Source organism: Acidovorax sp. A79, from assembly GCF_041154505.1.
In the GTDB taxonomy this organism is placed as follows: Bacteria; Pseudomonadota; Gammaproteobacteria; order Burkholderiales; family Burkholderiaceae_C; genus Acidovorax.
In genome coordinates, this window is record NZ_AP028672.1 from 4,847,976 (window position 1) to 4,873,546 (window position 25,571).

Below are 25,571 nucleotides of genomic sequence, written 5' to 3' on the forward strand. Positions count from 1 at the left end.
CCGTGGTCCCCATCATGCGAGCCGGATGTGCAGCGCAACGGCGAGCCCGACCAGGAGGACGCCTGGCGAGAAATTGCCCAGACACAGGGAGAGGCGAGAGGTCGAACGGCCCGAAATGCGCGAGTCGGCCCGCAGGTAGGCGTCACCTTCGTCGGTGAGCAGCCACCGCACCATCACCGCGCCCCCGGCCAGCGACCCCATGCCCAGTGCCGCAAGGATCGCGATGAAGATATTCCCGGCCATGCTTGCGGCCGGTACAAGGGCGATCAGCGCGCCCGTGGCCGTGGCAGCCGCTTGCCACCTCTCCGCGCGTTCGAATCCGTCCATGCCGAGGCTCCCCATGGCTGGTAAAGCGTTTGTTTGTGTGTCTGACCGGAGTGCAGGAGCCATCCCTGGGGCGCCACCTGCACAGGCGTTCTCCGCCGCCTCAATGCGCCGCCAGCGGCAGCGCCTGCGCGCAGGCATGGGCGCTGGCCCAGGCCCACTGGAAGTTGTAGCCGCCCAGCCAGCCCGTCACGTCCACCACTTCGCCAATGAAGTACAGGCCCGGCTGCGTCTTGCACTCCATGGTCTGCTGCGACAGCACGCGCGTGTCCACGCCGCCGAGCGTGACCTCGGCTTTCTTGTAGCCCTCGGTGCCGGTGGGCGTGAGCTCCCAGCGCGCCAGCTGTTCGGCCAGCCGCGCCAGGGCCTTGTCGCTGGCCTCGTTGATGGGGCGCTGCCAGTCGGCCTCGCGCTGGGCCCAGGCGTCCGCCAGGCGGCCCGGGACGAGGGCGGCCAGCTCGTTGGCAATCAGCTTGCGCGAACGGGCCTTGCCCTGCGCCAGCGCGGCGGGCAGATCCACCGTGGGCGCGAGGTCGATGGCCAGCGGCGTGCCCTCCTGCCAGTAGCTGGAGATCTGCAGCACGGCCGGGCCTGAGAGGCCGCGGTGGGTGAACAGCAGGTCTTCGTCGAAGGCCATACGGGCTTTCTTGGCACCGGTGCTGATTTGCACCGGAAGCGCCAAGCCCGCGAGTTGCGCATACGGCGCCCAGCCCGCGCCATCAAAGGTCAGCGGCACCAGACCCGGGCGGCGTTCGATGAGCGGGATGTTGAACTGCTGCGCCAGCCGGTAGCCGAAGTCGGTCGCGCCGATCTTGGGAATGGACAGCCCGCCCGTGGCGATCACCAGCGAGCGCGCCCGCACCGGGCCCCGGTCGGTATCAATTTGATAGCTGCCAGCGCTTGATGGATCAGCGCCAGGGGCTGAAAACACTATATTCTTGACCGCACAAGGCTGCCAGTGCGTCACCTGGCCCGCCGCGCACTCGGCCAGCAGCATGGCGATGATGTCCTCGGCCGAGCGGTCGGCGAACAGCTGGCCCTTGTGTTTTTCGTGGAACGCGATGCCGTGTTTTTGTACCAGCGCGATGAAGTCGGCGGGGGTGTAGCGCGAGAGCGCCGAGCGGCAAAATTGCGGGTTCTGCCCCACGAAGTGCTTGTGGGGCGCGGCGGGATCGAGGTCGCGGTTGGTGAAGTTGCAGCGCCCGCCGCCCGAGATGCGGATCTTCTCGGCCACCTTCTCGGCATGGTCGATCAGCAGCACCTTCAGGCCCCGCTGGCCCGCCTGGGCGGCGCAGAACAGGCCGGCGGCGCCGGCGCCGATGATGACTACGTCGAATGGAGGGGAGGAAGCGTGGGGCACGGTGGGGCGAAGGCGGCGTTGGCGGGCCGCCATTGTCGCCGCAGCGTTCGCACGGGGCGGGTAGGCCCCTCGAACCGGTGCCTATTGCCGGTACACGCCACCCGAGCCCACCACCGCGATGTCCACGAAGTTCGAGCCGTGGTGGTTCTGTGCGCTGAACTGGTAGCCGTAGCCGCCCAGGTCCAGGTTGCCCAGCCCCTGCATGGCCTGCACCAGACTCGCGCGCGTCACGCCGGGCCCCGCTGCGCGCAGGCCCTCGATGAGCACGCGCGCATCCATGTAGCCGGTGTAACGGTCGTAGTCCACGGGCTTGTCGTGGCGCTTCATCGACGCCTGGAAGTCCCGCGTGAGCGCGATGGTCGGCCGGCTGGGCGAGGGGCCCGTGCGTGCCACGGCCAGGCCGCGCGCGTCTTCGCCCAGCGCCCGCAGCACCGCCGAGCCCGCGCCCAGCGATAAGGTATACACCGGCACGCCCAGATGTGCGCGGTTGGCGCGCACGTACGCCACCACCGGAGGGCCCGCCGCCACCAGCAACACGGCCTGTGGCTTGTGCGCGGCCAGCGCCTTGGCGGCATCGGCGGCGTCCTGGCCTTTGGGGTCCAGCGCGTGCGAGCCCGCCATGGTGGCGCCTTCGGCCGCGATCGTTTTTTCAACCAGCGGCAGCAGCAGCTTGCCGAAGTCGTTGTTTTCGTAGGCGACGGCAATGCGCAGGGTCTGCACCGCCACCAGGTTGCGCACGATCCTGACCAGCTCATCGGCATAGCTGGCGCGCGTGGTGAACAGGTACGGGTGCTGCTGCGCGCGCACCGCCGGGCTGCCGGTGTACACGGAGATCAGCGGCAGCCTGGCCTGCGCGAGGTAGGGCAGCAGCCCGATGACCTGCGAGGTGCCCGACACGCCGAACAGGGCTACCACGCCTTCTTTTTCACTCAGCTGCACGGCGTTTTCCAGCGTGCGGCGCGGGTCGAAGCCATCGTCCATGGTCACCAGGCGGATCTTGCGTCCCCCGATGCCGCCCTTGGCGTTGGCGTCCTCGATGGCGGCATCCTGGCCTTCATGGATGGGCTGCAGAAACGGTGCCATGCCGCCCGACAGCGCGGTGGACCTGCCGATCAGGATGTCGCCCCTCACGTCTGCGCGGGGCTGCGCCTGGGCCATGGCCGGCAGTGGCGACAGCGCGGCGGCGGCCCAGCACAGCAGAGTGCGGCGGCATGGGCCGAAGGGGGCGTGGGCGGCGCTGGCGGCAAGGGCGAGGCGGGCGTCGGAGGGCGGCACAACGGGCATGGGGTCTCCAGGGGCGGCAAGGGGAGCCCATGGTAGGAAGGTTGCCGCGCGGGCGGCCACGGGGTTTCCCCGCAAGCACCGTCGCCCGGGGGACTGGCCGCGCGGGGCGTTAGCATGCGCCATCCATCCGCCAAGGACTGTTCCATGAATCCGATCCGCTATGCCGCCTGCGCCCTGCTGTTGCTGCTGCTGGGCTTTCTGGCCCCGGCCTGGGCCATCAACAAATGCACGGACGCCGATGGCAAGGTGTCGTTCCAGGACGGGCCCTGCCCGGGCCAGGGCGAGAAGGTCGAGGTGCGGCCCGCCATGCAGGGCGCCACCCCCGTGCAGCCTGCCCCTTCCACCGCGAAGGAAGGCGCCTTCGGCGCGACCTGGCAGCGCAAGCACTATCTGCAGAACCAGGGCGTGCCCCAGGCGCGCGCGGCCGTCGAGCGCAGCCAGCAGGAATGTGCGGCCACGGCGCCGGATACCGCCGTGGCCCACGCCGGCCCGCTGCGGCGCAGCACCCTGGCCTCAGGCTCCCAGTTCGCGCAGGAGCGCGCCGCCGGTGCCGACAAGGACAAGGCCGCGTGCGAGGCGCGAACCAACGAGCTGCGCAACCAGCTGAAGTCGCTCGAAGCCGAGCTCGGCAAGCCGTAGTGCGTCGGACGAACCCGCCTCACCCTTTCCAGGTGAACGGGAACTTGAACTGCTTGACGAACCCGTTGGGCACGTAGTCGCCCAGCACGCCATAGTGCTCGGGCCAGAGCTTGGTGCTTTTCACGGCGGTGCCGAACAGGTAGTCGAGAAAAGCAAAGTGCGCCGCGTAGTTCTTGTCCAGCGCCTCCTGGTCCTGGCTGTGGTGCCAGTGGTGGAAGTTGGGCGTGACCAGCACGTAGCGCAGCGGCCCCAGGCGCACGCTCACGTTGGCGTGGTTGAACACCGCCTGGAAGCCGACGACCACGATGTAGGCGTCGATCACTTCCTTGGAAAAGCCCAGCACGTAGATGGGCGCGAGCACCAGGGTGCGCGTGATCAGCAGCTCCAGGATGTGCTGGCGCGAGCCGGCCATCCAGTCCATGCTTTTCACGCTGTGGTGCACGGCGTGCAGGCGCCACAGCAGCGGCACCTCGTGGTAGGCGCGGTGTGTCCAGTACTGCACGAGATCGGCCACGAGCACGATGAGGAACAGCGCCACCCAGAAGTTCAGGCCCTGCACCCAGCCGCGGATGCCGTCGTTGGCGGCCCAGCCGAAGAACTTGTGCACCAGCAGGTTGGTGGCCAGCAGCACGAAGCCCACCACCATGTGGTTCACGATGAAGTGGTGGAAATCGGTCTGCCACTCGGCGCGGAAGATGGGCTGGTCCTTGCGCAGCGCGAACAGCTTCTCGATGAAGATGAAGATCAGCGAGCTGCCCAGCAGGTCCAGGATGAACCAGTCCAGGCCGATGTAGGGCGTGTTGTCGGGAAAGTTCGGGTCCACCTCCACCTTGTGGCCGCCCAGGAAGGCGGCCAGCGCCACCATGGCGAAGGCAAACGTGGCCAGCCAGCGCGAGCGGTTGAACAGGATGTTGACCAGCGAGATGCCGCCCGCGATCGCCATGGCCGCCAGCATGATGGTGCGGATCACCGTCACGTCGTAGCTCTTGCGCAGCTGTGGCGTGGTCAGGTATTCGGGGAAGTGGAAGGCCAGCACGCCCAGGAAGCACAGGATCGCGAGCGTGAGCGCGATCACGCCCGACACCAGTCCGCGCCCCGTTCGCAGCGCGCCGTGGCTTTCGGTGAATTCATTGAGCTTGTCGATTTCGAGCATGTTTTCCCTCCGGCACCAGGTGCCTTGAACTGGCTTGTGTGGCGGGAGTGTAGCGGCCGTGGCGTTGTGCCGCCGAGACGGTGCGGCCCCTAGAATCGCGGCATGAACATCCCTTCCCACCAACTCAGCATGACCGTGCTCATGTCGCCCGACATGGCCAATTTCTCGGGCAATGTGCACGGTGGCGCCATTCTCAAGCTGCTGGACCAGGTGGCCTATTCGTGCGCCAGCCGGTATTCGGCGTGTTACGTGGTCACGCTCAGCGTGGACCAGGTGATGTTCCTGCAGCCCATCCATGTCGGTGAGCTGGTGACCTTCCTGGCCAGCGTGAACTACACGGGGTCATCGTCCATGGAGATCGGCATCAAGGTGGTGGCCGAGGACATCCGCTCGCAGGTGGTGCGCCATGTGAACAGCTGCTTCTTCACCATGGTGGCGGTGGATGAATCGCGCAAGCCGGTGACGGTGCCGGCACTGTCGCCGTCCACGGCCGACGAACGCCGCCGCTGGGAAGCGGCCCTGCTGCGCAAGGCGCTGCGCAAAGAGCTGGCGCAACGCTTCCAGCAGGTGCGCGAGTCGGCGGGCACCTGACGGCTTGATGGATGGGCTGGCTGGCGGTATGCGCGCCGCCGCGCGACGGCGGCGCGGGGTGATGATCAGCGGACGGCGCAGAAGCCGAATTCGGCCGCCGCTCCGGGAGAGAGCGTCTTGTTCCAGTCCACGCCAGAGGCGTTGAGGTTGCTGCCCGCCTGGGACCAGGTGGCGTTCCACAGGTTGTTGACGGTGCCGCTCACCGGGACGGTGATGGCCCAGTTGCCCTGGGTGGTGCCCGTGTTCACGATCTGGACCCGCTGGCAATAGCCGGAACCCCAGTCGCTGTCCGTCGTCTGCAGGACGGAGAAGTTCGCGGCCGGGGTGGGCGTTGGCGTCGGGGTGGGGGTCGGAGTCGGCGTTGGCGTGGGTGTGGGCGTGGTTGCATCGCCCCACAGCCGTTGCAGCAACTGGACCTTGTCGGCGCGCACGGTGGTCCAGTCGTCGTCCAGGATGCCGCCCGTGTCGCCACTGTTGGGGTTCCACGACCAGTAGAAGCCGCTGCGCATGCCCTTGCCGACCATGTAGTCCACCAGCGCGTTCTGCCACAACACGTCGCGCGCATCGCCGCGGCCCAACTTGCCGCCGAACTCGCCCAGCATCACGGCATAGCCCGCCTGCACGAATTGGCCGAAATGCTGGTCCCAGATGGCCGGCATGTTGCTCGGGAAGTTGGAGGCGTTGAAGTAGGGCTGCACGTAGACATCCGGCCCGTAGGTGTGCGGCGCCAGCAGCAGGCGGTTGGCCGGGATGTTCAGCGGCGTGCAGGCCAGGGGTTCCAGATTGCCGCCCCAGAAGTGCGCGTTGCCACCCGAGCAGCTGGGGTTTTCGCCGATGCCTTCCACCGCGATCAGCCACTGGGGCGCCACCTGCAGCACGGCCGCCGCGGCGCGCTCGGCCGCGCGGTTCCAGTCGGTGGCGTTGTTGCCGGTGCCCCAGGTGGCCGCGCCGTGGGGTTCGTTCTTGATGTCGATGCCGATCACGCCGGGCACGCCCGCATAGCGCTGCGCCACAAAGGTCAGGTCGCTGATCCACTGCTGCTCGCTGTAGCCCGGGGTGTACCAGAGCTCGCTGATGGTCTGGCAATCGGGGGTGTGGTGGTCCAGCAGCACATACATGCCGCGGTTGCTCAGCTCGCCGACGACCTTGTCCATCACCTGGATGGCCGACAGGCCCTGCAGGTCGGCATTGCGGCCGTAGTCGATGCTGCTGGGCGTGGCGGAGCCATGCAAGGTGGCGGGGCAGAAGGGCAGGCGCACGGCGTTGAAGCCCTGCGCCTGCATCTGCGTGATCATGTCGGTCCAGTTGCGTGCCCACAGGCCGTGCACCACATGGTTGCTGGTCTCGAAGCCAAACCAGTTCACGCCGCGCAGCTGGATGGCCTTGCCCGCACCGTCCAGCACCTTGCCGGCGTTGATTTCGTAGCTCCAGGCCGCGCTGGCGCTGGCCAGCAGGCAGCCGGCCAACGCCAGGCTCTTGCACAGGGTGGTGATCTTCATGGCTCGCGCATCTCCCGAAAATGGTGTTGTGTCTGGCAGTCAGCGGGCAGGCCCCTGGCGGGCGGGCCTGCGCTCTCGCAGTGTGGGCGCCCCGCGCACCGGCGGCGTTTCCATGGATGCCAATTGTAAGAGGCTGTTCGCGGTCTTCCGGGACGTTCGCGCCATCTTTGCGTAATGGGGGTCAGGCCGCGTTGCGGGTGCGGCCTGCCAGCGACACGGCCTGCAGCGAAAGGCCGTCGATTTCATGGGTGATGCCCGAAAGCACGTTCGCCACCACGGCAAATTCCCGCCCGTGCTGGCCCGCGCGCGCCGCCATGACCTGCGCATTGAAACTGACCACCTTGGCCTCGCGGGCCACCGTCTGGATGGACTCCACGATGCCCGCCAGTTCCTTCATGAGGGTTTCGGACTGGGCCTTGCCCACCTGGTCGAACACCGTGGTGGCGGTGTTGAGTGCCTCCAGCACGCCGTCGGTGGTCTCCACCAGCCGCGCGAGCACTTCCTCGACGCGTGGGCTGTGGCGCTCCGTCAGGTCCAGCGCGGTGGCGACCTGCTGGGCAAAGGCATCGATGACGGTGCCCACGCCTCCGGGCTGCCCATACACCTTGCGGATGCGGTCGGCGTCGGGAGCGTTGAAATGGCGGGGCGTGTCCACCAGCCGGGCCTGGCTGGCGGTGAACAGGGCCAGGGTGCCGCGCGCGGCCTTCAGGTGCAGGTCGCTGCCGCCGGCGGCCAGCACGGTTTGCAGCACCATGCGTTGGGACAGCATGCGCTGGCGGGCGGCGAGGTTGACCAGCGACATCTCGGCATCGCGTGCCGCCGGTGGCGAAGGCATGGGCAGGGTGGAAGGCGGTGCGGACGTGCCTGGGCGTGGGGAGAGGGAATAGGCTGCCATGGTGGTCCTTGTGCTCATTGCATTCAGATACATACTTCAAGCAATAGCCGGGCCAGCGCGTGGCCGCCGGATGGCCGCCGTGCGGGGGAACGATGGGACCGCCAGCGGTGTGCCGTTGGCCGTGGGGCGCACGGTGCGGCGGCCCCGGCCGGGACCGTGGGGAGGCGGCGTGGCGTCCTCGGCCTACACGGCGCGGCGCGCCAGGGGAGCGTCCTGCGATGCCAGGGCCACGCCGCGCACCACATCGCCCACCACGATCACCGACGGGCTGGCCAGCCCTTCGTGGGTGATGGTGGCATGCAGCGCTCCCAGCGTGGTGACGGCCTGCCGCTGGTGCGGCAGGCTGGCGTGCTGGATGATGGCCACGGGGGTGTCGGCCGGCAGGCCGGTGAGCAGCTCCTGCTCGATGGTGGCAGCGCCACTCACGCCCATGTAGATCACCAGCGTGAGCCTGGCGTCGCGGGCCGTGGCGGCCAGCTGGCGCCAGTCGGTGCCCGCGTCGCCGGGCTTGGCGTGGCCGGTGACAAACACCACGCCGTGGGCATGCTCACGGTGGGTGAGCGGCGCGCCCAGCGAGGTCAGGCCCGCCAGGCCCGCCGTGATGCCGTTGACCACGGTGACCGGCACACCCGCTGCGCGCAGGTGCTCCACCTCTTCGCCGCCGCGGCCGAAGATGAACGGGTCGCCGCCCTTGAGGCGCACGACGTTCTCGCCTTCGTTCACCGCCATCAGCATCAGTTTCTCGATGAAGGCCTGCGGCGTGCTCTTGCAGCCGCCGCGCTTGCCCACGTAGATGATGCGTGCCGTGGGAGATGCGTGGGCCACGATGGCATCGCTCACCAGGTCGTCCACCAGCAGCACGGTGGCTGCCTGGATCGCCTTGAGGGCCTTGATCGTCAGCAGCTCCGGGTCGCCCGGGCCCGCGCCGACCAGCGTGCAGCTGCCTCCGGTGCCCAGGTGGGGCTTGGAGGGGGGCAGGGTGGCGGGGGGTGTGGGGCGGCTCATGGGGATGTCTCCGAAACTGTTTGATCGGCAAGTTGCAAGATATGTTCCACCTGGCGCGCAATCGCGGGTGGAACCGGCAACTCACCCGCCAGCACGCGGCGCGTGTAGGTGGCGGTCGTGGCGACGTCGATCTCGGCCGGCAGGCCCGGCACCTCGCTGGCCGTGCCGGGCTGCTGCGCTTCCAGCACCTTGTGCACGCCGTGCACGAAACCGTCGTAGCGGGGCGTGCGGCGGGGGTCGGTGGCGACCTCCCCTTCCAGGCCGCGCGAGAGCAGCGCGCTCATGCCCAGCGTGTGGAAGGTGGTCTGCAGCATCTCGAAGTATTCAGGATGGGTGTAGGCCGTGACCACCACCGAGGGCCCCGCGCACGGGCTCATCAGCTTGACCACGCTGTGCCCGGGGTTGCGCAGGCCCACCACCTCGCGCACGGCCAGCAGGCGCGCCAGGCCCGCGTGCAGGTGCTGGGTATGGATGTGGCGCACCGTGCCATTTGCTATCTTTTCAGGAGCTGTCAGCGCAGGTGCGTCCAGCGCTAGCAGCACATCCGATGCCAGAATGCGGCGCGCCTCGGTGCGCATGCCATGCAGCAGCACGGGCAGGCCCTCGCGCGCCAGCAGCAGGGCCAGCAGCGGCGTCAGCACGGGCAGCTTGCGCGCACCGTTGTAGCTGGGCAGCACGATGAGCGGTCGGTCGGTGGCGGGCAGCAGGGCCAGGCGCTGGTGCGTGGCATCCAGGAAGCCGCACATCTCCTCCGAGGTCTCGCCCTTGATGCGCATGGCCAGGCAAAAGGCGCCGATCTCCAGGTCGCTCACCTGCCCATCCAGCACCTGGCCGAACAGATCCGTGGCCTGCGCGCGCGCGAGCGGCTTGGCGCCGCGCGCGCCGCGCCCGATCTCCTTGATGTACTGACTGATGCCCATGGTGTTTTTTTGCGGGACTTGTGAAACAGGGCTCCAGCGTCGTTATTTCGGCTTGCCGTACAGGCGTACTGTCTGCGCCGAAAATGCCTAGCTGGAGCCCTGTTGCACAAGTCCTTGTGGGGGTTCTAGGGGGAACTGAGCCGCTATTTTCCTGCAACCCAGAGAACTTTTGGTTATATGGTGGCCTGCGCCAGGGGCTTGGACGCCAATGGGCCGGTGGCGCGCACCATGCGCTTGAGTTCGGGCAGGCACGAGCCGCAGTTGGTGCCGCAGCGCAGCTTGCCTTGCAGCTGGGCCAGGCGGTCGTCGTCGGTGCCGTGGCAGCGCGCCAGCTCGGCGGTGATGGCGGTGTCCGTCACGTTGAAGCAGGTGCACACCGACTTGCCGCGCGACTGCACGGCCACGGGGGCCTTGGCGCCGGGCACCAGCAGCAGGCGGCCGTAGGTCTGCGCGGGCAGTTCTTCCTGCAGCAGGGTCTTGAGCCAGCCCTCGGCGCTGGTGTCGCCCGCCAGCACGATGCCTTCGAGCGTGGTGGTGTCACCGTGGCGTGCCAGCCGCGCGGCGCGGCGCTGGCCGCGTTTCTTGTCGGCGTAGCGCAGCGTGTCGGTGGTGGCCAGGCCCATCAGGGCTTCGATGTGTTCCACCGTGGCGTCCGGCGGGGCTTCGTGCGCGGCGGCGCGCAGCAGCACACCCACGCGCTCGCGCCCGGGTTCGCCCAGCGGCGTGTTGTTGCTGAAGGGCACGCAGCTGGCAAACGGAAACTGCGCCATCAGCGCGGACAGCGCCTCGCGCGTGGCCTGGGCGCTGCTGGCGGGCAGCCAGGCCATGGCCAGCAGCGTCCAGGGCAGCTCGGCCTTGAGCACCTTCACGGCCGCGTGCTTGAGCTCAGGCTGCTTGGACGTGGGGCAGTAGGCCGAGGTGGTGAGCGCGTTCACGCCCGCCAGCCGCTCGCCGGTGGACGAGCAGCCGCTCAAGAATTCGCTGCCCCAGTGCATGGCCATGAAGGCCTGCGACAGGCCCACCGTGGTGTCGGCCTGCGCGGGCACCACGATGGTGCCGCGCTTGCTCGTCACATAGACCAGGTCGCCGTTCTTCAGGCCGCGCCGCTCCATGTCCTGCGGGTGCAGCTGCACGCTGGGCTCGGCCACGTGGCCGAAGAGGCGTCCCAGGGTGCCCGTGCGGGTCATGCCGTGCCACTGGTCGCGCAGGCGGCCCGTGGTCAGGCTGAAGGGGTAGCGCGATTCGCGTTGTTCGGCCGTGGGCAACCAGGCGTGTGCTGCAAAACGTGCGCGACCATCGGCGGTGGGGAAAACGCCGTCTTCGTACAGGCGCGCCTTGCCGGTGGCGGCGCCCTCGGGCAGCGGCCACTGTTGTGGCCCTTGGGATTCGAGCATCTCCCACGACAGGCCGGTGATGTCCAGGTCGCGCCCTCGCGTGCTTTCGCGGTGCTCGTTCCACACGGTTTCGGCGCCCTGGTCGGCGTGGTCGGTGGTGTAGGGGAACAGCGTGGGCTGGCCGGGGCGCAGGCGGGCCTCCAGCTGGTGCGCGAACTGCACCGCAATGGCCCAGTCGTGGCGTGTTTCGCCGGGGGCAGGCACGGCGGGGCGCACGCGCGAAATGCGGCGCTCGCTGTTGGTCACGGTACCGGTTTTTTCACCCCAGGTGGTGGCGGGCAGCAGCAGGTCGGCGTACTGCGCGGTGGCGGCGGTGGCAAAGGCCTCCTGCACCACCACGAACTCGGCGCGCTGCAGCGCGCGGCGCACGGTGGCCTGGTCGGGCATGCTCTGCGCGGGGTTGGTGCAGGCGATCCACAGGGCTTTGATCTCGCCGTCGGCCGCGGCCTGGAACATCTCCACCGCCGTCTTGCCGGGCTTGCTGGGCACGTCGGCCACGCCCCACAGCGCGGCCACTTCGGCGCGGTGCTGCGGGTTGGCCAGGTCGCGGTGGGCGCTGAGCAGATTGGCCAGGCCGCCCACCTCGCGCCCGCCCATGGCGTTAGGCTGGCCGGTCAGGCTGAACGGGCCCGCGCCGGGCTTGCCGATCTGCGCGGTGGCCAGGTGCAGGTTGATGAGCGCTGCGTTCTTGGCCGTGCCGCTGCTGCTCTGGTTCAGGCCCTGGCAGTACAGGCTGAGCGTGGCTTTGGACTGCGCAAACCACTTGGCGGCGGTGGTCAGGTCGGCCACCGAAATGCCACAGGTCTGCGCCACGCGTTCGGGTGTGTAGTCGCGCACCAGGGCCTTGAGTTCGTCGAAGCCCGTGGTGTGCGCGCCGATGTAGGCGGCGTCGATCCAGCCTTCCCACAGCATGATGTGCAGCATGCCGTTGAACAGCATCACGTCGCTGCCCGGCTGGATGGGCAGGAACAGGTCGGCCATGCCGGCCGTGTCGGTGCGGCGCGGGTCGGCCACGATGACCTTCATGCCGGGGTTGGCGGCGCGCGCGTCTTCGATGCGGCGGAACAGGATGGGGTGCGCCCAGGCCGCATTGCTGCCCACGATGAACAGGCACTGCGCGTGTTTCACGTCGTCGTAGCAGGCGGGCGGTGCGTCGGCGCCCAGCGTCTGCTTGTAGCCCGCCACGGCGCTGCTCATGCACAGGCGCGAGTTGGTGTCGATGTTGTTGGTGCCGATCAGGCCCTTGGCGAGTTTGTTGAAGACGTAGTAGTCCTCGGTCAGCAACTGGCCGCTCACGTAGAAGCCCACGGCGTCGGGGCCGTGCTGCTGGATGGTGTGGGCAAACTTCTCGGTGGCCAGGCCCAGGGCCGTGTCCCATGAGATGGCGCGTGGAGCATCGCTGCGCTGCAGACGTTGCTGCGGCTGCAGCAACCGGGTCTGCAGCGTGATGGGGCTGCTGGCGGTGAGGTGCAGGGTCGAGCCCTTGGTGCACAGGCGGCCAAAGTTGGCGGGGTGGTTTGGGTCGCCCCGCACGCCGGTGATCTGGGGGCCGTCGCTTTCGATGATCACGCCGCAGCCTACGCCACAGTAGGGGCAGGTGGATTTGGTTTCTTGCATGGCGTGGATTCCGGTGTTTTTGTGCTCCAGCGCTTGTGTGGTAAGCGCTGAAAGCTATGAATTTGTTAGCATTTTCGGGCGACAGGCCTTCTGGCGCGGAGCTGGCTCCGGGGCTTCTTCTTCACGCCGCCACGCCGCGCCGCGCGGGCCCGGCCAGCGGCCGTGCCAGGTCCAGCGCGTGCGAGGCCAGTTCCGTGGCGTCCAGGTACACGCTGCCGTCTTCCACCTTCACGGCGAAACGCGGCGTGCAGCCTTCGTCGGGCGCCGAGGCCTGGCCGTCGCACAGGCCGATGGTCCAGTTGTGCAGCGGGCACGCCACGTGGGTGCCAAACACGATGCCCTGCGACAGCGGACCGCCCTTGTGCGGGCAGCGGTCCAGCAGCGCGAACACGCCGCCGGCATCGTTGCGGAACACGGCCACGTCCAGGCCCTGGGGGCGCGCCACGCGGCGCGAGCCCAGCTCGGGGATGTCGTCCACGCGGCAGATCAGCTTCCAGTCGGCGGGGGTGGTCGTGGTCATGGTCATGGCGATGATTCCTTCGATTTTTTTGTGTTGCGGGGGCGTGGGGCCGTGGGACGGGGTACCGGACGAACAGCCGGGCTCAGGCGGAAAGCGCGGCGTACAGGCCGGTCACGCGGTCCATGCTGGAGAGCAGGTTCTCGCTGGCCACGAACACCTCGGCCACCTGGCGGTTCACGTTGCCGCCGCCCTGCATGCGCTGCAGCGCGGCGTCGAAAAAAACCCACTGCCCGTCGGCCAGCTGCAGCTCCTGGCGGATGCGGCTGGTGGCCTGGGGGGCGTTGCGCAGCAGCTCGGTGGCGGCGATGAATTCGCCGCGCGCCTTGGCGATCTCGGTGGTGGCGGTGGCCGCGTCCACGGGCAGCATGGCGGCCAGGTAGAACTTGGCCATGCGCTGGCTCAGCATGCGCTGGCGGCCCGCAACGTTGACCAATTGGCCCACGGGCTTGCCCAGCGCGGCTTCGTACTGCGTGGTGCCCTGATGGGCCAGGGCCAGCACCTTGGCATCGGCCTGCAGCATGGCGCTGGCGTTGTCGGCGGACGAGGTTTCGGCCGCCAGCGTGACCTTGTGGGCGGCCCAGGCGGTTTCCAGCTTCACATAGGTCTCGCGGATGGCGGGCGAGGGCGCAAAGGCCTTGAGCTCCGCCAGCTGGCGCTCGAACAGCGCGATGGACTGGCCCAGCACGTGGCGCGCCGTGGGCGTGTCGGCCTTGTGGGACAGGGCCAGCCAGGCCTTGCCCACGCGCTGGCTCAGCATGCGCTGGCGCCCGGCCTTGTTGATGGCGTCGTTGAGGTCGGTGACCTGGGCGTGGGCGTTGCCCAGCGGGGCCAGGGCGCCACAGGCCGCGGCGGTCAGGAGGGTTCTGCGTTGCATGGGGTGTGCTCCGTGGGGGCTCAGGCGCCCAGGGGGGCGAACTGGCGGGTGTCCACCGCCGCCTTGTCGAACTCGAACCAGGGGTCGGGCTCGCCGTCGAGCGCGAACTGCAGCTGCTCCCACAGGGCCTTGCGGCCTTCGTGGTCTTCGAGGATGCGTTTTTTGACGTAGTCCAGGCCCACGCGGTCCACGTAGTGCACGGTGCGTTCCAGGTACCAGCCCTCCTGGCGGTACAGCTCGCAGAACGCGCCCGTGTACTCCAGCACTTCCTCGGCGGTCTTGAGCTTGGTGAAGAAGTGCGCCACCTCGGTCTTGATGCCGCCGTTGCCGGCCACGTACATCTCCCAGCCCGAGTCCACACCGATGATGCCCACGTCCTTGATGCCGGCCTCGGCGCAATTGCGCGGGCAGCCGCTCACGGCGAACTTGACCTTGTGCGGGGCGTACATGCGCCACATGGCGCGCTCCAGGTCCTTGCCCATCTGCGTGCTGTCCTGGGTGCCCATGCGGCACCACTCGCTGCCCACGCAGGTCTTCACGGTGCGCAGGGCCTTGGCGTAGGCGTGGCCGCTGGGCATGCCGATGTCCTTCCACACGTTGACCAGGTCTTCCTTCTTCACGCCCAGCAAATCGATGCGCTGGCCTCCCGTGACCTTGACGGTGGGGATCTTGTACTTGTCCACCGCATCGGCGATGCGGCGCAGTTCGTCGGCCGTGGTCTCGCCGCCCCACATGCGCGGGATGACGCTGTAGGTGCCGTCTTTCTGGATGTTGGCGTGGCTGCGTTCGTTGATGAAGCGGCTTTGCGGATCGTCCCTGGCCTCCTTGGGCCAGGTGCTGATGAGGTAGTAGTTGACCGCGGGGCGGCAGCTGGCGCAGCCATTGGGCGTCTTCCATTCCATGAACCTGAACACGTCGGCGATGGTCACCAGCTTGGCTGTGCGGATCGCATCGCGCACGGCCTGGTGGCCGTGGTCGGTGCAGCCGCACATGGCCTTGGTCTTGGGCGTGGCGCTGTAGTCGCCGCCCGCCGTGAACATGATGATCTGCTCCACCAGACCGGTGCACGAGCCGCAGGATGCGCTGGCCTTGGTGTGCTTGCGCACTTCGTCCAGCGTGAACAGGCCTTTTTCCTTGATGGCCTTGCAGATGGCGCCCTTGGTCACGCCGTTGCAGCCGCAGACCTCGTCGCTGTCCTGCATGGCGGCGGCCTTGCTCTGGCCCTGGTGGCCCGTGTCGCCCATGTTGGATTCGCCGAACATGAGCCGGTCGCGGATGTCGCTCACCGTGCGGCCGTCGCGCAGCAGCTTGAAATACCAGCTGCCGTCCACCGTGTCGCCGTACAGGCACGCGCCCACGAGCTTGTCGTCCTTGAGCACCAGTTTCTTGTACACACCGCCGAAGGGGTCGCTCATCACGATTTCCTCGGTGCCTTCGCCGCCCTGGAAGTCGCCGGCCGAGAACAGGTCGATGCCGGTGACCTTGAGCTTGGTGGAGGTGAGCGAGCCCTGGTAGCGGCCGATGCCGAACTCGGCCAGGTGGTTGGCCAGCACCTTGCCCTGCTCGAACAGCGGGGCCACCAGGCCATAGGCGATGCCCCGGTGCGCGGCGCACTCGCCCACGGCGTAGATGCGCGCGTCGGTGGTGGTCTGCAGCGTGTCGCTCACCACGATGCCGCGGTTCACGTGCAGGCGCATCTTTTCGGCGAGCTGCGTGTTGGGGCGGATGCCCACGGCCATCACCACGAGGTCGGCGGGCACCTCGGTGCCATCCTTGAACTTGATGCCTGCCACGCGGCCATCGGCGTTGCCCACCAGTTCCTGCGTCTGCGCGCCGATCAGGAACTGCATGCCGCGCTGCTGCAGCGAGTCCTGCAGCATCTTGCCCGCCACGTCGTCCAGCTGGCGTTCCATGAGCCAGCCCGCCACGTGTACCACGGTGACCTGCATGCCGCGCTTCATGAGGCCGTTGGCGGCCTCCAGGCCCAGCAGGCCGCCGCCGATGACCACGGCGTGTTTGTAGGTGGCGGCGGCGTCGATCATGGCCTGGGTGTCGGCGATGTCGCGGTAGGCCAGCACACCCTTCAAGTCCTTGCCCGGCACGGGCAGGATGAACGGGTTCGAGCCGGTGGCCATGATCAGGCGGTCGTATTCGGCGGTGATCACGTCGCCTGCGGCACTGGTCGCGCTGACCACGTGGCGCACGCGGTCCACGTCGGTCACCGTGAAGCCGGTGTGCAGCGTGATGTGGTTGTCGGCATACCAGGACCAGTCGTTCAGAATGATCTCGTCGATGGTCTGCTCGCCGGCCAGCACGGGGGAGAGCAGGATGCGGTTGTAGTTGGGGTGCGGCTCTGCGCCGAACACCGTGATGTCGTACAGATCGGGGGCAATCTTGAGCAGCTCTTCCAGCGTGCGCACACCGGCCATGCCGTTCCCCACCATCACCAGCTTGAGCTTTTTCATCGTGACTCCGTCCGTTGCGCCGCCGGGGCGGCGCGAAAAACAAAAAAGGCGTCCACACGATGCTGCTTCGAATGCGATTCGAAACGGCATGTGGGGACGCCTTTGTCCGTACAACTCCTCGGTGCGCCATTGCACGGCTGAATTGCGGGACCCCGCAGGGTCGTTGCCTACGTTAAGCAATGCTTGTGCCAGTCGCCCTGCACGCATCTGGGGCGCGGGCTGGCGCCGGGCCCGGAGAATGGGGCAGGCCGGGGCCGGACCCGTGCCGCCCCGCGCACCCGGCGGGCGCGGCATGCACCACCTTGGGCATGAAACCTGCATGGAGCTGGTGCATGAGTTTTGAACTGGACTTTGGCTACACCTCGCAGGCCGGGCGCAAGGCGTTGAACGAGGACTTCGCCGCGCTGGTGTCCGGGCAGGGGCGCGAGCGCGAGCGGGGTGCCATCGCCGCCATCGCCGATGGCGTGAGCACCGGCGGCAATGGCCGCGAGGCCGCCCAGACCACGGTCAACACGCTGGTGAACGACTACTTCGCCACGCCCGACACCTGGGATACCACGGTGGCGCTGGACCGCATCCTGTCCGCCCACAACGGCTGGCTCGCGTCCATGAACCGGCGCCGCCAGCCCGCGGTGGGGCTGACCACCGTGACCGCGCTGGTGCTGCGCGGCCAGTCGTACACGCTGGCCCATGTGGGCGACACGCGGGCCTACCTGCTGCGCGGCGGCCGGCTGCAGCAGCTGACCGCCGACCACGTGATGTCGCAGCACGACTTCGCCCACCAGCTCACCCGTGCCATGGGCCTGGATGACCATGTGGTGGTGGACTACAGCCAGGGCGAACTGCACAGCGGCGACCTGTTCGTGCTGCTCTCCGATGGCGTGCACGGCAGCCTTCCCGTGCGCGAACTGCGCCAGCTGCTGCGCCAGGGCGGGCCGGCGCAGGCCCTGAGCGACGGGCTGGTGCAGGCCGCGCTGCGCCGAGGCAGCAGCGACAACGTGACCGCGCTGATCGTGCAGGTGCAGGGCGTTCTGGAGGCCACGCTGCAGGATGAATCCCGCCGTGCGCAGGACCTGCCCGTGCTGCCCCTGCTCAAGGTGGGCGACACCGTGGATGGCCTCACGGTGGCGGCCCTGGTGGCCGACAGTGGCATCCACCGCATCTACCAGGTGCGCGACGGGGCCACGCAGCGGCTGTATGCCCTCAAGACCCTGCTGCCCGCGCGTGCCCACGACGCGCAGGAGCGCGCCACGCTGGCGCACGAGGCCTGGGTGGCGCGGCGCATGCAGTCGGGCCAGGCCGCAGCCCATCTGGCGCGGCTCAACGACTGGCCATTGGGTGCCACCGGCACGGGCGACGGCGCGGGGGCCAGCGCGTTTTACCTGCTGTACGACTGGCATTCCGGCGACACGCTGGGGCAGCGCCTGCGCCACCGCCAGCACCTGGCCGTGGGGCAGGCCGTGACGGTGACCGTGCAGGCCGCGCGCGTGCTGGGCTGGCTGCACCGCCAGGGCGTGGTGCACCGCGACATCAAGCCCGACAACCTGCACCTGGGCGACGACGGCGTGCTGCGCGTGCTGGACCTGGGCGTGGCCCTCTCGGGCCGCGAGCCCGAGGCCACGCGCCGCCTGCACGCGGGCACCCCCAGCTACATGAACCCCGAGCAGTGGCCGGGCTACGAACGCAACGGCGATCCCGCCGGCCAGCTGCCCGACGCGGGCAGCGACCTGTTCGCGCTGGGTGTCACGCTGTACCAGCTGCTCAGCCACGGGCGCCTGCCCTATGGCGAGGTGGTGCAGTACCAGCTGGGCCGCTACCACCGCGACCCCGTGGCCCCCAGCCGCCACAACCCGGGCGTGCCCATCTGGCTCGACCAGATCGCCCTGAAGGCCGTGGCGCGCCACCGCGCGCAGCGCTTCGAGACGGCGGAGGAGCTGCTGCTGGCCCTGGAGCGCGGCGCGTCGCGGCCCCTGTCGGCCCCCGGCCCCCAGCCCCTGATGCAGCGCGATGCCACGGCCCTGTGGAAGATCGCGCTCGCGGTGAGCGTGCTGGTGAACCTGCTGCTGATCTACTGGCTGCTGTTCCTGCCCCGGTAGGGGGCGGCAATGGTGGTTGATTGCTATTGAAAACATAGCTGCTGGCGCTGATGGAGAAAGCGCCAGGGCCTGTTTTTCCTTCAAGGTAACATCGCGGTGGTGCGCGGCCTCTGAAGCCGCCCCGGCCCCTGCGGGGATGCCGGGCAGGGGCTTTTCCTTTCGGGCGGCCCGTGCCCGCGCCTCCGTGGGCAGGCACAAGGCAAGGCCGCGACGCCTCAGGAGGAAGTCCTGGCCCGTCCGCCGCGTTCGGCCCAGGTCCGCGTCCAGCGGATCTGCATCACGCGCAGCAGCAGCAGCATGGCCAGCGCACACACCGCGATGCCCACGAAACCCCACAGGTAAGTGCCCGTGTACTGGCGCGAGATGCCCATGCCGTTGGGGATGAGGCCGCCGCCCAGCGCGCCGATCTCACCGATCATCGAGCCCGCCACCGCCGTGGTCAGCGGCCAGCGCAGCGGCACCAGCTGGAACAGTGCGCCATTGCCCGCGCCCAGCGCTGCAAAACACACCAGGAACAGCAGCATGGTGATGGGCAGCGAGTTCTCTGCCAGGCCACACAGCACCATGCTCACGGCCGTGATGGCCAGCACGCCCGTCAGTGTGTTGACGCCGCCCCAGTGGTCCGACAGCCAGCCGCCGAACACGCGCAGGGCCGCGCCCAGAAAGGCCGCCATCATCGTGAGCTGGCCTGCCTGCACTTTGCTCACGCTGAACTGGTCGTAGAAGTAGCTGGGCAAAAAGGCGGTCAGGCCGATGAAGCCGCCAAACGTCACGGCGTAGATCAGGCTGAAGGCCCAGCCGTCCTTCTCGAACAGGCAGGCAATGTGTTCACGAAAGCTGCTGTGGGCCGCGAGGTCCGGGGGTTCCTTCGCGTAGACGGCCATCACCAGCGCGGGGATGGCCACGCTCACGGCGGCAAAGCCATACACGGCCTGCCAGCCGAACTTTTGCGCCAGCGCGGGGGCGAGCAGCGCGGCCACCGCCGTACCCACGTTGCCGGCGCCCACGATGCCCATGGCCAGGCCCTTGTAGCGCGGCGGAAACGAGCCCGAGCCCAGCGACAGCGCCACGCCAAAGCTGGCGCCCGCCACGCCCAGCAGGATGCCCATGGCCAGCAGGTCGTTGTAGGTGTGCACGAACATGTAGCCAAAGCCCATGGCCAGGAAGATGCCGGCCATCTCGACCAGCGTGGCGTTCTTGCGGCCGATGTACTGCGCCAGGATGCCCAGCGGAAAACGCATGAGCGCGCCCGCGAAGATGGGGATGGACAGCATCATGCCCATCTGCGTGGGTGTGAGCTGGAAGGCCTCGCGGATGAACGGCGCCATGGCACCGTTGATCACCCAGATTGCGCACGAGAAACCGAAATACAGAAAGGACGACCACAGCGTGGGCGCGTGGCCGGACTTGAGGAACTCGCGAAATTGAAGCATGGCGATCTTGCGCAAAAGGGCCGTGGTGCCTGCCGCAAGCACACCCCAGCCGGGCAGAAAAACAAAAAGGCGCCTGCATGGACTGCTCGGGCTGTGTCCCAGCCTGTGCCTGCCCATGAAGACGCCAACGTCCTGTTCGCCCAATCCGCCGTTGCACCGGGCTGACACGCGGCCCGCATTGGCCGCAGGCTTCCTCAAGCAATGGCTGTGCCAAGCCGGTGCATTGCCAAAGCGCAAAAGGAACCCAGCCCGGGCGCCGTCATGCGCCAGCGTTCGCTGCGGCCGGGATGGGTGCCCGGCCGGCGGGGTGCCCGGCCGGCGGGGTGCCTGGAATGGTGCAGCGCAACGCACCAACCCGGTGTGGGCGCGATGCACCTGTTTGGGGATTTTTGGCGCGACACGGCCCGAATTTGTTTCAGGATTGCAAGTTCCTGGATTAGCATGGTTTGCATCCGTGCCTGGCGTGTCTTGTGATGCCAGGGGGCGGTGGACCGAGCAACGGCCTATTCCCATTCTTTGATGAGGGACCAACCATGCGCGTCAATCTGCCCGTCAGCACCCAGGAATATGCGTTTCCCGCCGGCCAGACCCTGGTGTCCACCACCGATCTCAAGGGGCGCATCCTGTACTGCAACCCGATGTTCATCGAGGTCAGCGGGTACGAAAAGGAAGAACTCCTGGGCCAGCCCCACAACATGATCCGGCACCCGGACATGCCCGAGGAGGCGTTTCGCGACATGTGGGACACCATCGCCAGCGGCGCACCCTGGTCGGCGGCGGTCAAGAACCGGCGCAAGGACGGCTCTTTCTACTGGGTGATGGCCAACGTGACGCCGCTGATGCAGGGCGACCAGCCCACGGGCTATATGTCGGTGCGCACCGAGGCCACGCGCGAAGAGATCCAGGCGGCCGACCGGCTGTACCGGCAGATGCAGGCCGAGAAGCAGGCCGGCACGTCCGTGCACGTGCTGCGCGCGGGCCAGCTGGTGAAGAACACGTCCTGGGGCCGCGTCGCCGGCTGGGTGCGCCTGGGGCCCCTGGGCAAGATGATGCTCTGCACGCTGCTGCTGGTGCTCGCCTCGTTCGGGGCCGCATGGCTGGGCGGGCATGCGGTGACGCTCGCGTCCGGGGTGGCGTGGGTGGCCGTGGCGCTGCTGGCGCTGGCCATGGCGGCCTACCTGCACAAGGTCACGGTCGCGCCGCTGGCGCAGATGCTGCGATGGGCCAACCGCATGGCGGCAGGCGACCTGACGCAGAAGATCAGCGCCACGCGCAGCGACACGGTGGGCGACCTGCAGAAGGCGCTGGCGCAGCTCAACGTGAACCTGCTGTCCATCGTGCGCGACGCGCGCCAGGAGAGCGAGCACATGCAGGTCTCCACCCGCGAGATCGCGCAGGGCAACCAGGACCTGTCGGCGCGCACCGAGGCGCAGGCCGGCAACCTGCAGCAGACGGCCGCGTCGATGGAGGAGATCACCGGCACCGTCAAGCAAACCGCCGAGTCGGCGCGCCAGGCCACGGTGCTGGCCACGCAGGCCACCGGGGTGGCCGAGCGCAGCAGCGAGGCCGTGGATGGCGTGGCCAGCACGATGAAGCAGATCCAGGCCGCGTCGGGCCGCATCAGCGAGATCACGCAGCTCATCGACTCCATCGCGTTCCAGACCAACATCCTGGCGCTCAACGCGGCCGTGGAGGCCGCGCGCGCGGGCGAGCAGGGGCGGGGGTTCGCGGTGGTGGCGTCGGAGGTGCGCAGCCTGTCGCACCGCACGCAGTCCGCCGCCAAGGAAATCCGCCAGCTGATCGACGACTCCGCCACCAAGGTGAGCGAGGGCCATGAAAAAACCGACGCCGCGCAGAAGACCATGGCCGAATCGCTGGAGCTGGTGCGCAGGGTGAACACGCTGATCGGCGAGATCCACAGCGCGTCCAACGAACAGCTCAGCGGCATCTCGCAGGTGAACTCGGCGGTGGCCCAGCTCGACACCATCACGCAGCAGAACGCCGCGCTGGTGGAGGAGAACGCCGCGTCGGCCATGCAGCTCAACGGCCAGGCCCAGACCATGACCGAAACGGTGCAGGTGTTCCGCATCGATGCCTCGGCGCCCGCGCAGACGCGCGATGCGGTGGCGCTGCGCAAGGAGATGAAGGGCGGCCAGGCGGCAAAGTCTTCCAGCCGCGCGCTGGCGCCCGTCTGACAGGCGCCGGGCGGCCGGTTGCGTGGGCGGCGGCCCGCGGCCTCGCGGGACATGGGTTCTTGCACGCCCGCCCTCCGCCGGTAGGGTGGCCGCGGCCGGCGGTGTGCGGTAGCCTTCGCGGCCAGGGCAGGGCGCGGGTGCCTGCCTGCTGATGGAGACCATGGCACTTTCAACCACCGAACGATTCATCGCGACCTGCCTGCATGGCTGCGTGCGCGCCTGCTGCAAGAGAACGCAGGCACCGTTGTGCGGCGCAGGGCGGGGGCCTGGTGCAGCCGTACCTCCATCGGCCCGTGGCCGGGGGCTGGAGTGCGTCGGCAAACTGGGCAGCCGCCCTGTGCGGGCTGGTGCGCTGAAGGCGTGGCCAAGCGGCACGCCGCTGTTGCCGTACCAGGACGCGCGGGTGTCCGTGGCACGCCACGCCGGTGCATAGTGCGCACATCACAGGAGTCGATCCCTATGGCATACACCTGCGCGAGCTGCGGCAAGGACCACGATGAACTCTCGCCCTACATGATGTGGCGGCTGCCGGACCCGGCCCTCGAGCGTGAGCATGAACTCGTGTTCGACGACGACTTCACCTGCCGCATCGGCGACGAGCAGTACTTCATCAGCTGTGAGCTGGAAGTCCCGTTCAAGGCCGATGACCTCAAGCCGCTGGGTTTCATCTGCTGGGCCCGCGTGGACCGCGAAACATACGACCGCTACCGCGGCTATCGCGAGCACGAGGACACGCTGGCGGAATACGCCGAACTGGTGCCGGGCACGTTGGCCAATCCCATCCCCTGCGTGCCCGGCTCCTCTGGCACGGCCGTGGGCCTCAAGGTGCTGGCCGGCGACCCCACGCCCTACATTCGCTGGGTGGATCCTGGCTCGGCCGTGGCGCACCTTCTGGCCCGGGGCGCAACGGTCGGGTATTGGCACGAGGCCATGGGCGCGGGCTGAGGATGTGGGCTGGGGGCGCGGCGGGGTCCTTGGTGAAATCAAAAACCATAGCGGCTAGCGCTTTGTGCATGAGGGCTGGAGGCCAAAAAGGCTAGAAATCCAGGGTTTCCGGCCCCTGTGCTGCTCCTCCCTTCAGGTGCTCCCCCGCACGGTCAACTCAAAGCCCAGGTCGACCGAGTTCCGCTCGGGCGCCTCGCCGCGCATCAGCGCGAGCAGCATGCGCGCACTGGCCTCGCCGATGGCCGAGCGTGGCGTGCGCACCGTGGTCAGCGGCGGCAGCATCTGGTCGCTGCCGGCCAGGTCGTTGAAGCCCGCGATGGCGACCTGGCCGGGCACCTGCAGGCCCAGCCGCTGCGCTGCCAGCAGGCCGCCCTGCGCCAGGTCGTCGTTGCAGAAGAACACGGCATCGACGCCCGGGCGGGTGCGCAGCAGTTCCTCCAGCAGTTCTCCGCCCAGCCGCATGGACGAGGGCTGGGGGCTGAGCAGTTCCAGCTTCGGGTCGTACAGGCCCGCTTCCTTCAGGCAGCGGCGGTAGCCTTCGGCGCGCTGCATGGTGCGGGGGTCGAGCTGGGCCGCGACAAACGCCACGCGGCGACGGCCCCGGGCCAGGAGATGGGCCGTCATGCCGTGGCCCCCGTCCTGCTGCGAAAAGCCCACGCAGTACACGCCGGGCGCGGAGGTCATCTCCATCAGGTGCACGCACGGCACGCCACTGGCGGCGATCATCTGGCGCGATGCCTCGGTGCGGTCGAAGCCGGTGACCAGCAGCCCCGCCGGGCGGTGGGCCAGGTAGGTGCGCAGCAGCTGCTCTTCTTCCTGCGGGTCGTAGTGGGTCACGCCGATCAGCGCCTGGTAGCCGTGGGGAAACAGCGCGCGGTGCACGGCCTCCAGCACGTCGACGAACAGGGCGTTGGACAGCAGGGGCACGAGCACGGGCACCTGCACGCTGCGCTGGGAGGCGAGGGCCCTGGCGGCGGGGTCGGGCACGTAGCCCAGCCGCTGGGCGGCGTCTTTCACGCGCTGCACCAGTTCCTGCGCCACGCCGCGCTCGCCGCGCAGCGCGCGGGAGGCGGTGATGGGGCTGACCTCGGCGGCCTGGGCCACGTCGCTCAGTGTCATGCGGCCGCTGGAGCGGCGCCTTGTCTCGGGTTTGCTCAAGGGTTAACCCTTATTGGGGTGCGGATCGATGTGGTTAGGATAGCGCTGTCCAAACGATGGGACAAGGCATTGAGGCCCATTTTGGACGAAGTTGCAAAAGTTGCCACGGTTATTGCGGCATCCAGCCAGGGTGCCTTTTTTATGGATCAATTGGATAGCGCTACCAACATGAGTGTTTTGCCGTCAACGGTTTTTCTTGTGGTCATGGGCGTGGCGGGGTGCGGCAAGTCGAGCCTGGGCTCGGCCCTGGCGCAAGCCGAGGGCCTGCCGCTGATCGAGGGAGACGACCACCACAGCCCGGCGAGCCGTGAAAAGATGCGCCAGGGCATCGCGCTGACCGATGCAGACCGCGAGGGGTGGCTCGCCACGCTCGGGCAGCTGCTGCAGGCGCAGCCCCATGGCGCGGTCCTGACGTGCTCCGCGCTCAAGAAGTCCTACCGGGACCGCCTGCGCGATGCCTGCCCGGGGCTGCGGTTCGTTTTCCTGGAGATCGACCGTGCCAGCGCGGGCCAGCGCGTGGCCGACCGTGCCGGGACCCATTTCTTTTCCAGCGCGCTGGTGGACAGCCAGTTCGCCACGCTCGAGTCGCCCGTGGGCGAGGCGGGTGTGCTGCGGCTGGATGCACTGGCCGCCCTGGCCGTTCTTCAACAGCAGGCCTCGGCCTGGATCGCCGCCACGGAGGCCGCATGACCACCCCGGAAGACTCCACCCCCGTGCGGCCCAGCCGGTACGTCGCCGCCTCCCAGGTGCTCATGGCCGCCTGCCTGGCCGTGATGGCGGTGGCCGTGTTCGTGAATGTGGTGCTGCGCTACGGCTTTGGTAGTGGCGTCGTGGCGAGCGAAGAACTCTCGCGCCTGCTTTTCGTGTGGATGGTCTTCATTGGCGCCGCGGCGGCCTACCCCGCCGGCGAGCACATGGCCTTCACCAGCCTGGCGGGCCTGCTCGCCAAGCGTCCCCTGGCATTTGGCGCGCTCACGGCGTTGATCCGGCTGCTGGTGATCGCGGCCTGCGCGATGCTGGCCTGGGGCGCCTGGCACCAGGTGATCGTCGGCATGGACAGCCATTCCGTGGTGCTGGGCTACCCGGCGGCCCTGTTGCCGCTGCCCGCCTTTCTGTGCGCTGTCGCCATCGGCGTCATGGCGCTGATCGAATTGATTCAACGCAAGCCGCTGGACCTGGGTCACGGCGCCGAGGTGGAGTAACC

The 25,571-nt window shown here is 68.5% G+C and carries 21 protein-coding genes; 7 read left to right on the forward strand and 14 right to left on the reverse strand.

The window, feature by feature from the left end:
* Positions 1 to 12 precede the first annotated feature (12 nt).
* The 3 genes from ACAM51_RS22235 to ACAM51_RS22245 all read right to left on the reverse strand — a co-directional run bounded on the left by ACAM51_RS22235 (position 13) and on the right by ACAM51_RS22245 (position 2,968).
* On the reverse strand, positions 13 to 327 hold the full coding sequence (locus ACAM51_RS22235; protein ID WP_218293856.1) for a hypothetical protein: 315 nt from the start codon (positions 325 to 327) through the stop codon (positions 13 to 15).
* Positions 328 to 427: 100 nt separating this feature from the next.
* A complete protein-coding gene (locus ACAM51_RS22240; protein WP_369641883.1) occupies positions 428 to 1,684 on the reverse strand; it encodes an NAD(P)/FAD-dependent oxidoreductase in 1,257 nt (418 codons plus the stop codon).
* Positions 1,685 to 1,765: 81 nt separating this feature from the next.
* Entirely contained in the window at positions 1,766 to 2,968 is a 1,203-nt protein-coding gene (locus ACAM51_RS22245; RefSeq protein WP_369641884.1) for an ABC transporter substrate-binding protein, read from the reverse strand.
* A gap of 144 nt (positions 2,969 to 3,112) precedes the next feature.
* Here ACAM51_RS22245 and ACAM51_RS22250 point away from each other — a divergent pair, with 144 nt between their 5' ends.
* Positions 3,113 to 3,607, forward strand: coding sequence for a DUF4124 domain-containing protein (locus ACAM51_RS22250; RefSeq protein ID WP_369641885.1), 495 nt, complete (start codon positions 3,113 to 3,115; stop codon positions 3,605 to 3,607).
* A 19-nt stretch (positions 3,608 to 3,626) separates the two neighbouring features.
* Here the strand turns inward: ACAM51_RS22250 and ACAM51_RS22255 are convergent, their stop codons facing one another.
* Positions 3,627 to 4,760, reverse strand: coding sequence for a sterol desaturase family protein (locus ACAM51_RS22255; RefSeq protein ID WP_218293860.1), 1,134 nt, complete (start codon positions 4,758 to 4,760; stop codon positions 3,627 to 3,629).
* Between the two features lie 102 nt (positions 4,761 to 4,862).
* Between ACAM51_RS22255 and ACAM51_RS22260 the strand changes: the two genes are divergently transcribed.
* Positions 4,863 to 5,351 (forward strand): acyl-CoA thioesterase, encoded by a 489-nt coding sequence (locus tag ACAM51_RS22260; protein ID WP_218293861.1) that lies wholly within the window; start codon positions 4,863 to 4,865, stop codon positions 5,349 to 5,351.
* 65 nt (positions 5,352 to 5,416) lie between these two features.
* Here ACAM51_RS22260 and ACAM51_RS22265 read toward each other — a convergent pair whose 3' ends face one another.
* The 8 genes from ACAM51_RS22265 to nirB all read right to left on the reverse strand — a co-directional run bounded on the left by ACAM51_RS22265 (position 5,417) and on the right by nirB (position 16,540).
* On the reverse strand, positions 5,417 to 6,850 hold the full coding sequence (locus ACAM51_RS22265; RefSeq protein ID WP_369641886.1) for a cellulase family glycosylhydrolase: 1,434 nt from the start codon (positions 6,848 to 6,850) through the stop codon (positions 5,417 to 5,419).
* A 181-nt stretch (positions 6,851 to 7,031) separates the two neighbouring features.
* A complete protein-coding gene (locus ACAM51_RS22270; protein WP_369641887.1) occupies positions 7,032 to 7,745 on the reverse strand; it encodes a methyl-accepting chemotaxis protein in 714 nt (237 codons plus the stop codon).
* A gap of 183 nt (positions 7,746 to 7,928) precedes the next feature.
* Positions 7,929 to 8,750, reverse strand: coding sequence for a uroporphyrinogen-III C-methyltransferase (gene cobA / locus ACAM51_RS22275; RefSeq protein ID WP_218293864.1), 822 nt, complete (start codon positions 8,748 to 8,750; stop codon positions 7,929 to 7,931).
* Complete coding sequence (gene ybiB / locus ACAM51_RS22280; RefSeq protein ID WP_369641888.1) at positions 8,747 to 9,670, reverse strand: DNA-binding protein YbiB; 924 nt, start codon at positions 9,668 to 9,670, stop codon at positions 8,747 to 8,749. Before ybiB ends, cobA begins: the two co-directional genes overlap by 4 nt.
* 173 nt (positions 9,671 to 9,843) lie before the next feature.
* Positions 9,844 to 12,681, reverse strand: coding sequence for a molybdopterin-dependent oxidoreductase (locus ACAM51_RS22285; protein WP_369641889.1), 2,838 nt, complete (start codon positions 12,679 to 12,681; stop codon positions 9,844 to 9,846).
* Positions 12,682 to 12,802: 121 nt separating this feature from the next.
* Positions 12,803 to 13,201, reverse strand: a complete 399-nt coding sequence (nirD, locus tag ACAM51_RS22290) for a nitrite reductase small subunit NirD (protein ID WP_218294442.1) — start codon at positions 13,199 to 13,201, stop codon at positions 12,803 to 12,805.
* Positions 13,202 to 13,283: 82 nt separating this feature from the next.
* Positions 13,284 to 14,075 (reverse strand): type IV pili methyl-accepting chemotaxis transducer N-terminal domain-containing protein, encoded by a 792-nt coding sequence (locus ACAM51_RS22295; protein WP_369641890.1) that lies wholly within the window; start codon positions 14,073 to 14,075, stop codon positions 13,284 to 13,286.
* 20 nt (positions 14,076 to 14,095) lie between these two features.
* Complete coding sequence (gene nirB, locus ACAM51_RS22300) at positions 14,096 to 16,540, reverse strand: nitrite reductase large subunit NirB (protein WP_369641891.1); 2,445 nt, start codon at positions 16,538 to 16,540, stop codon at positions 14,096 to 14,098.
* 332 nt (positions 16,541 to 16,872) lie between these two features.
* Between nirB and ACAM51_RS22305 the strand changes: the two genes are divergently transcribed.
* The gene (locus tag ACAM51_RS22305; RefSeq protein ID WP_369641892.1) at positions 16,873 to 18,636 is read left to right on the forward strand and encodes a protein phosphatase 2C domain-containing protein; all 1,764 of its coding nucleotides are present in this window, start codon (positions 16,873 to 16,875) and stop codon (positions 18,634 to 18,636) included.
* Positions 18,637 to 18,851: 215 nt separating this feature from the next.
* Here the strand turns inward: ACAM51_RS22305 and ACAM51_RS22310 are convergent, their stop codons facing one another.
* Positions 18,852 to 20,069: a nitrate/nitrite transporter gene (locus ACAM51_RS22310; RefSeq protein WP_218340628.1), complete on the reverse strand. Its 1,218-nt coding sequence runs from the start codon at positions 20,067 to 20,069 to the stop codon at positions 18,852 to 18,854.
* A 533-nt stretch (positions 20,070 to 20,602) separates the two neighbouring features.
* Between ACAM51_RS22310 and ACAM51_RS22315 the strand changes: the two genes are divergently transcribed.
* Both ACAM51_RS22315 and ACAM51_RS22320 read left to right on the forward strand, forming a co-directional pair.
* Positions 20,603 to 22,264: a PAS domain-containing methyl-accepting chemotaxis protein gene (locus ACAM51_RS22315; RefSeq protein WP_218293871.1), complete on the forward strand. Its 1,662-nt coding sequence runs from the start codon at positions 20,603 to 20,605 to the stop codon at positions 22,262 to 22,264.
* A gap of 459 nt (positions 22,265 to 22,723) precedes the next feature.
* A complete protein-coding gene (locus tag ACAM51_RS22320; RefSeq protein ID WP_369641893.1) occupies positions 22,724 to 23,209 on the forward strand; it encodes a DUF2199 domain-containing protein in 486 nt (161 codons plus the stop codon).
* A gap of 132 nt (positions 23,210 to 23,341) precedes the next feature.
* Here ACAM51_RS22320 and ACAM51_RS22325 read toward each other — a convergent pair whose 3' ends face one another.
* Positions 23,342 to 24,328, reverse strand: coding sequence for a LacI family DNA-binding transcriptional regulator (locus ACAM51_RS22325; protein ID WP_218294443.1), 987 nt, complete (start codon positions 24,326 to 24,328; stop codon positions 23,342 to 23,344).
* Between the two features lie 243 nt (positions 24,329 to 24,571).
* Here ACAM51_RS22325 and ACAM51_RS22330 point away from each other — a divergent pair, with 243 nt between their 5' ends.
* Positions 24,572 to 25,057, forward strand: coding sequence for a gluconokinase (locus ACAM51_RS22330; RefSeq protein WP_218294444.1), 486 nt, complete (start codon positions 24,572 to 24,574; stop codon positions 25,055 to 25,057).
* Positions 25,054 to 25,569 (forward strand): TRAP transporter small permease subunit, encoded by a 516-nt coding sequence (locus tag ACAM51_RS22335; RefSeq protein ID WP_218293873.1) that lies wholly within the window; start codon positions 25,054 to 25,056, stop codon positions 25,567 to 25,569. The genes ACAM51_RS22330 and ACAM51_RS22335 overlap by 4 nt, the downstream gene beginning before the upstream one ends.
* Positions 25,570 to 25,571: the final 2 nt, after the last annotated feature.

Excerpts from the sequence above, each read along its gene's own strand:
- ACAM51_RS22235 (WP_218293856.1), bottom strand. The coding sequence starts at position 327 with ATGGACGGATTCGAACGCGCGGAGAGGTGGCAAGCGGCTGCCACGGCC.
- ACAM51_RS22245 (WP_369641884.1), bottom strand. The coding sequence starts at position 2,968 with ATGCCCGTTGTGCCGCCCTCCGACGCCCGCCTCGCCCTTGCCGCCAGC.
- ACAM51_RS22250 (WP_369641885.1), top strand. The coding sequence starts at position 3,113 with ATGAATCCGATCCGCTATGCCGCCTGCGCCCTGCTGTTGCTGCTGCTG.
- ACAM51_RS22255 (WP_218293860.1), bottom strand. The coding sequence starts at position 4,760 with ATGCTCGAAATCGACAAGCTCAATGAATTCACCGAAAGCCACGGCGCG.
- ACAM51_RS22260 (WP_218293861.1), top strand. The coding sequence starts at position 4,863 with ATGAACATCCCTTCCCACCAACTCAGCATGACCGTGCTCATGTCGCCC.
- ACAM51_RS22265 (WP_369641886.1), bottom strand. The coding sequence starts at position 6,850 with ATGAAGATCACCACCCTGTGCAAGAGCCTGGCGTTGGCCGGCTGCCTG.
- ACAM51_RS22270 (WP_369641887.1), bottom strand. The coding sequence starts at position 7,745 with ATGGCAGCCTATTCCCTCTCCCCACGCCCAGGCACGTCCGCACCGCCT.
- cobA (WP_218293864.1), bottom strand. The coding sequence starts at position 8,750 with ATGAGCCGCCCCACACCCCCCGCCACCCTGCCCCCCTCCAAGCCCCAC.
- ybiB (WP_369641888.1), bottom strand. The coding sequence starts at position 9,670 with ATGGGCATCAGTCAGTACATCAAGGAGATCGGGCGCGGCGCGCGCGGC.
- ACAM51_RS22285 (WP_369641889.1), bottom strand. The coding sequence starts at position 12,681 with ATGCAAGAAACCAAATCCACCTGCCCCTACTGTGGCGTAGGCTGCGGC.
- nirD (WP_218294442.1), bottom strand. The coding sequence starts at position 13,201 with ATGACCACGACCACCCCCGCCGACTGGAAGCTGATCTGCCGCGTGGAC.
- ACAM51_RS22295 (WP_369641890.1), bottom strand. The coding sequence starts at position 14,075 with ATGCAACGCAGAACCCTCCTGACCGCCGCGGCCTGTGGCGCCCTGGCC.
- nirB (WP_369641891.1), bottom strand. The coding sequence starts at position 16,540 with ATGAAAAAGCTCAAGCTGGTGATGGTGGGGAACGGCATGGCCGGTGTG.
- ACAM51_RS22305 (WP_369641892.1), top strand. The coding sequence starts at position 16,873 with ATGAGTTTTGAACTGGACTTTGGCTACACCTCGCAGGCCGGGCGCAAG.
- ACAM51_RS22310 (WP_218340628.1), bottom strand. The coding sequence starts at position 20,069 with ATGCTTCAATTTCGCGAGTTCCTCAAGTCCGGCCACGCGCCCACGCTG.
- ACAM51_RS22315 (WP_218293871.1), top strand. The coding sequence starts at position 20,603 with ATGCGCGTCAATCTGCCCGTCAGCACCCAGGAATATGCGTTTCCCGCC.
- ACAM51_RS22320 (WP_369641893.1), top strand. The coding sequence starts at position 22,724 with ATGGCATACACCTGCGCGAGCTGCGGCAAGGACCACGATGAACTCTCG.
- ACAM51_RS22325 (WP_218294443.1), bottom strand. The coding sequence starts at position 24,328 with ATGACACTGAGCGACGTGGCCCAGGCCGCCGAGGTCAGCCCCATCACC.
- ACAM51_RS22330 (WP_218294444.1), top strand. The coding sequence starts at position 24,572 with ATGGGCGTGGCGGGGTGCGGCAAGTCGAGCCTGGGCTCGGCCCTGGCG.
- ACAM51_RS22335 (WP_218293873.1), top strand. The coding sequence starts at position 25,054 with ATGACCACCCCGGAAGACTCCACCCCCGTGCGGCCCAGCCGGTACGTC.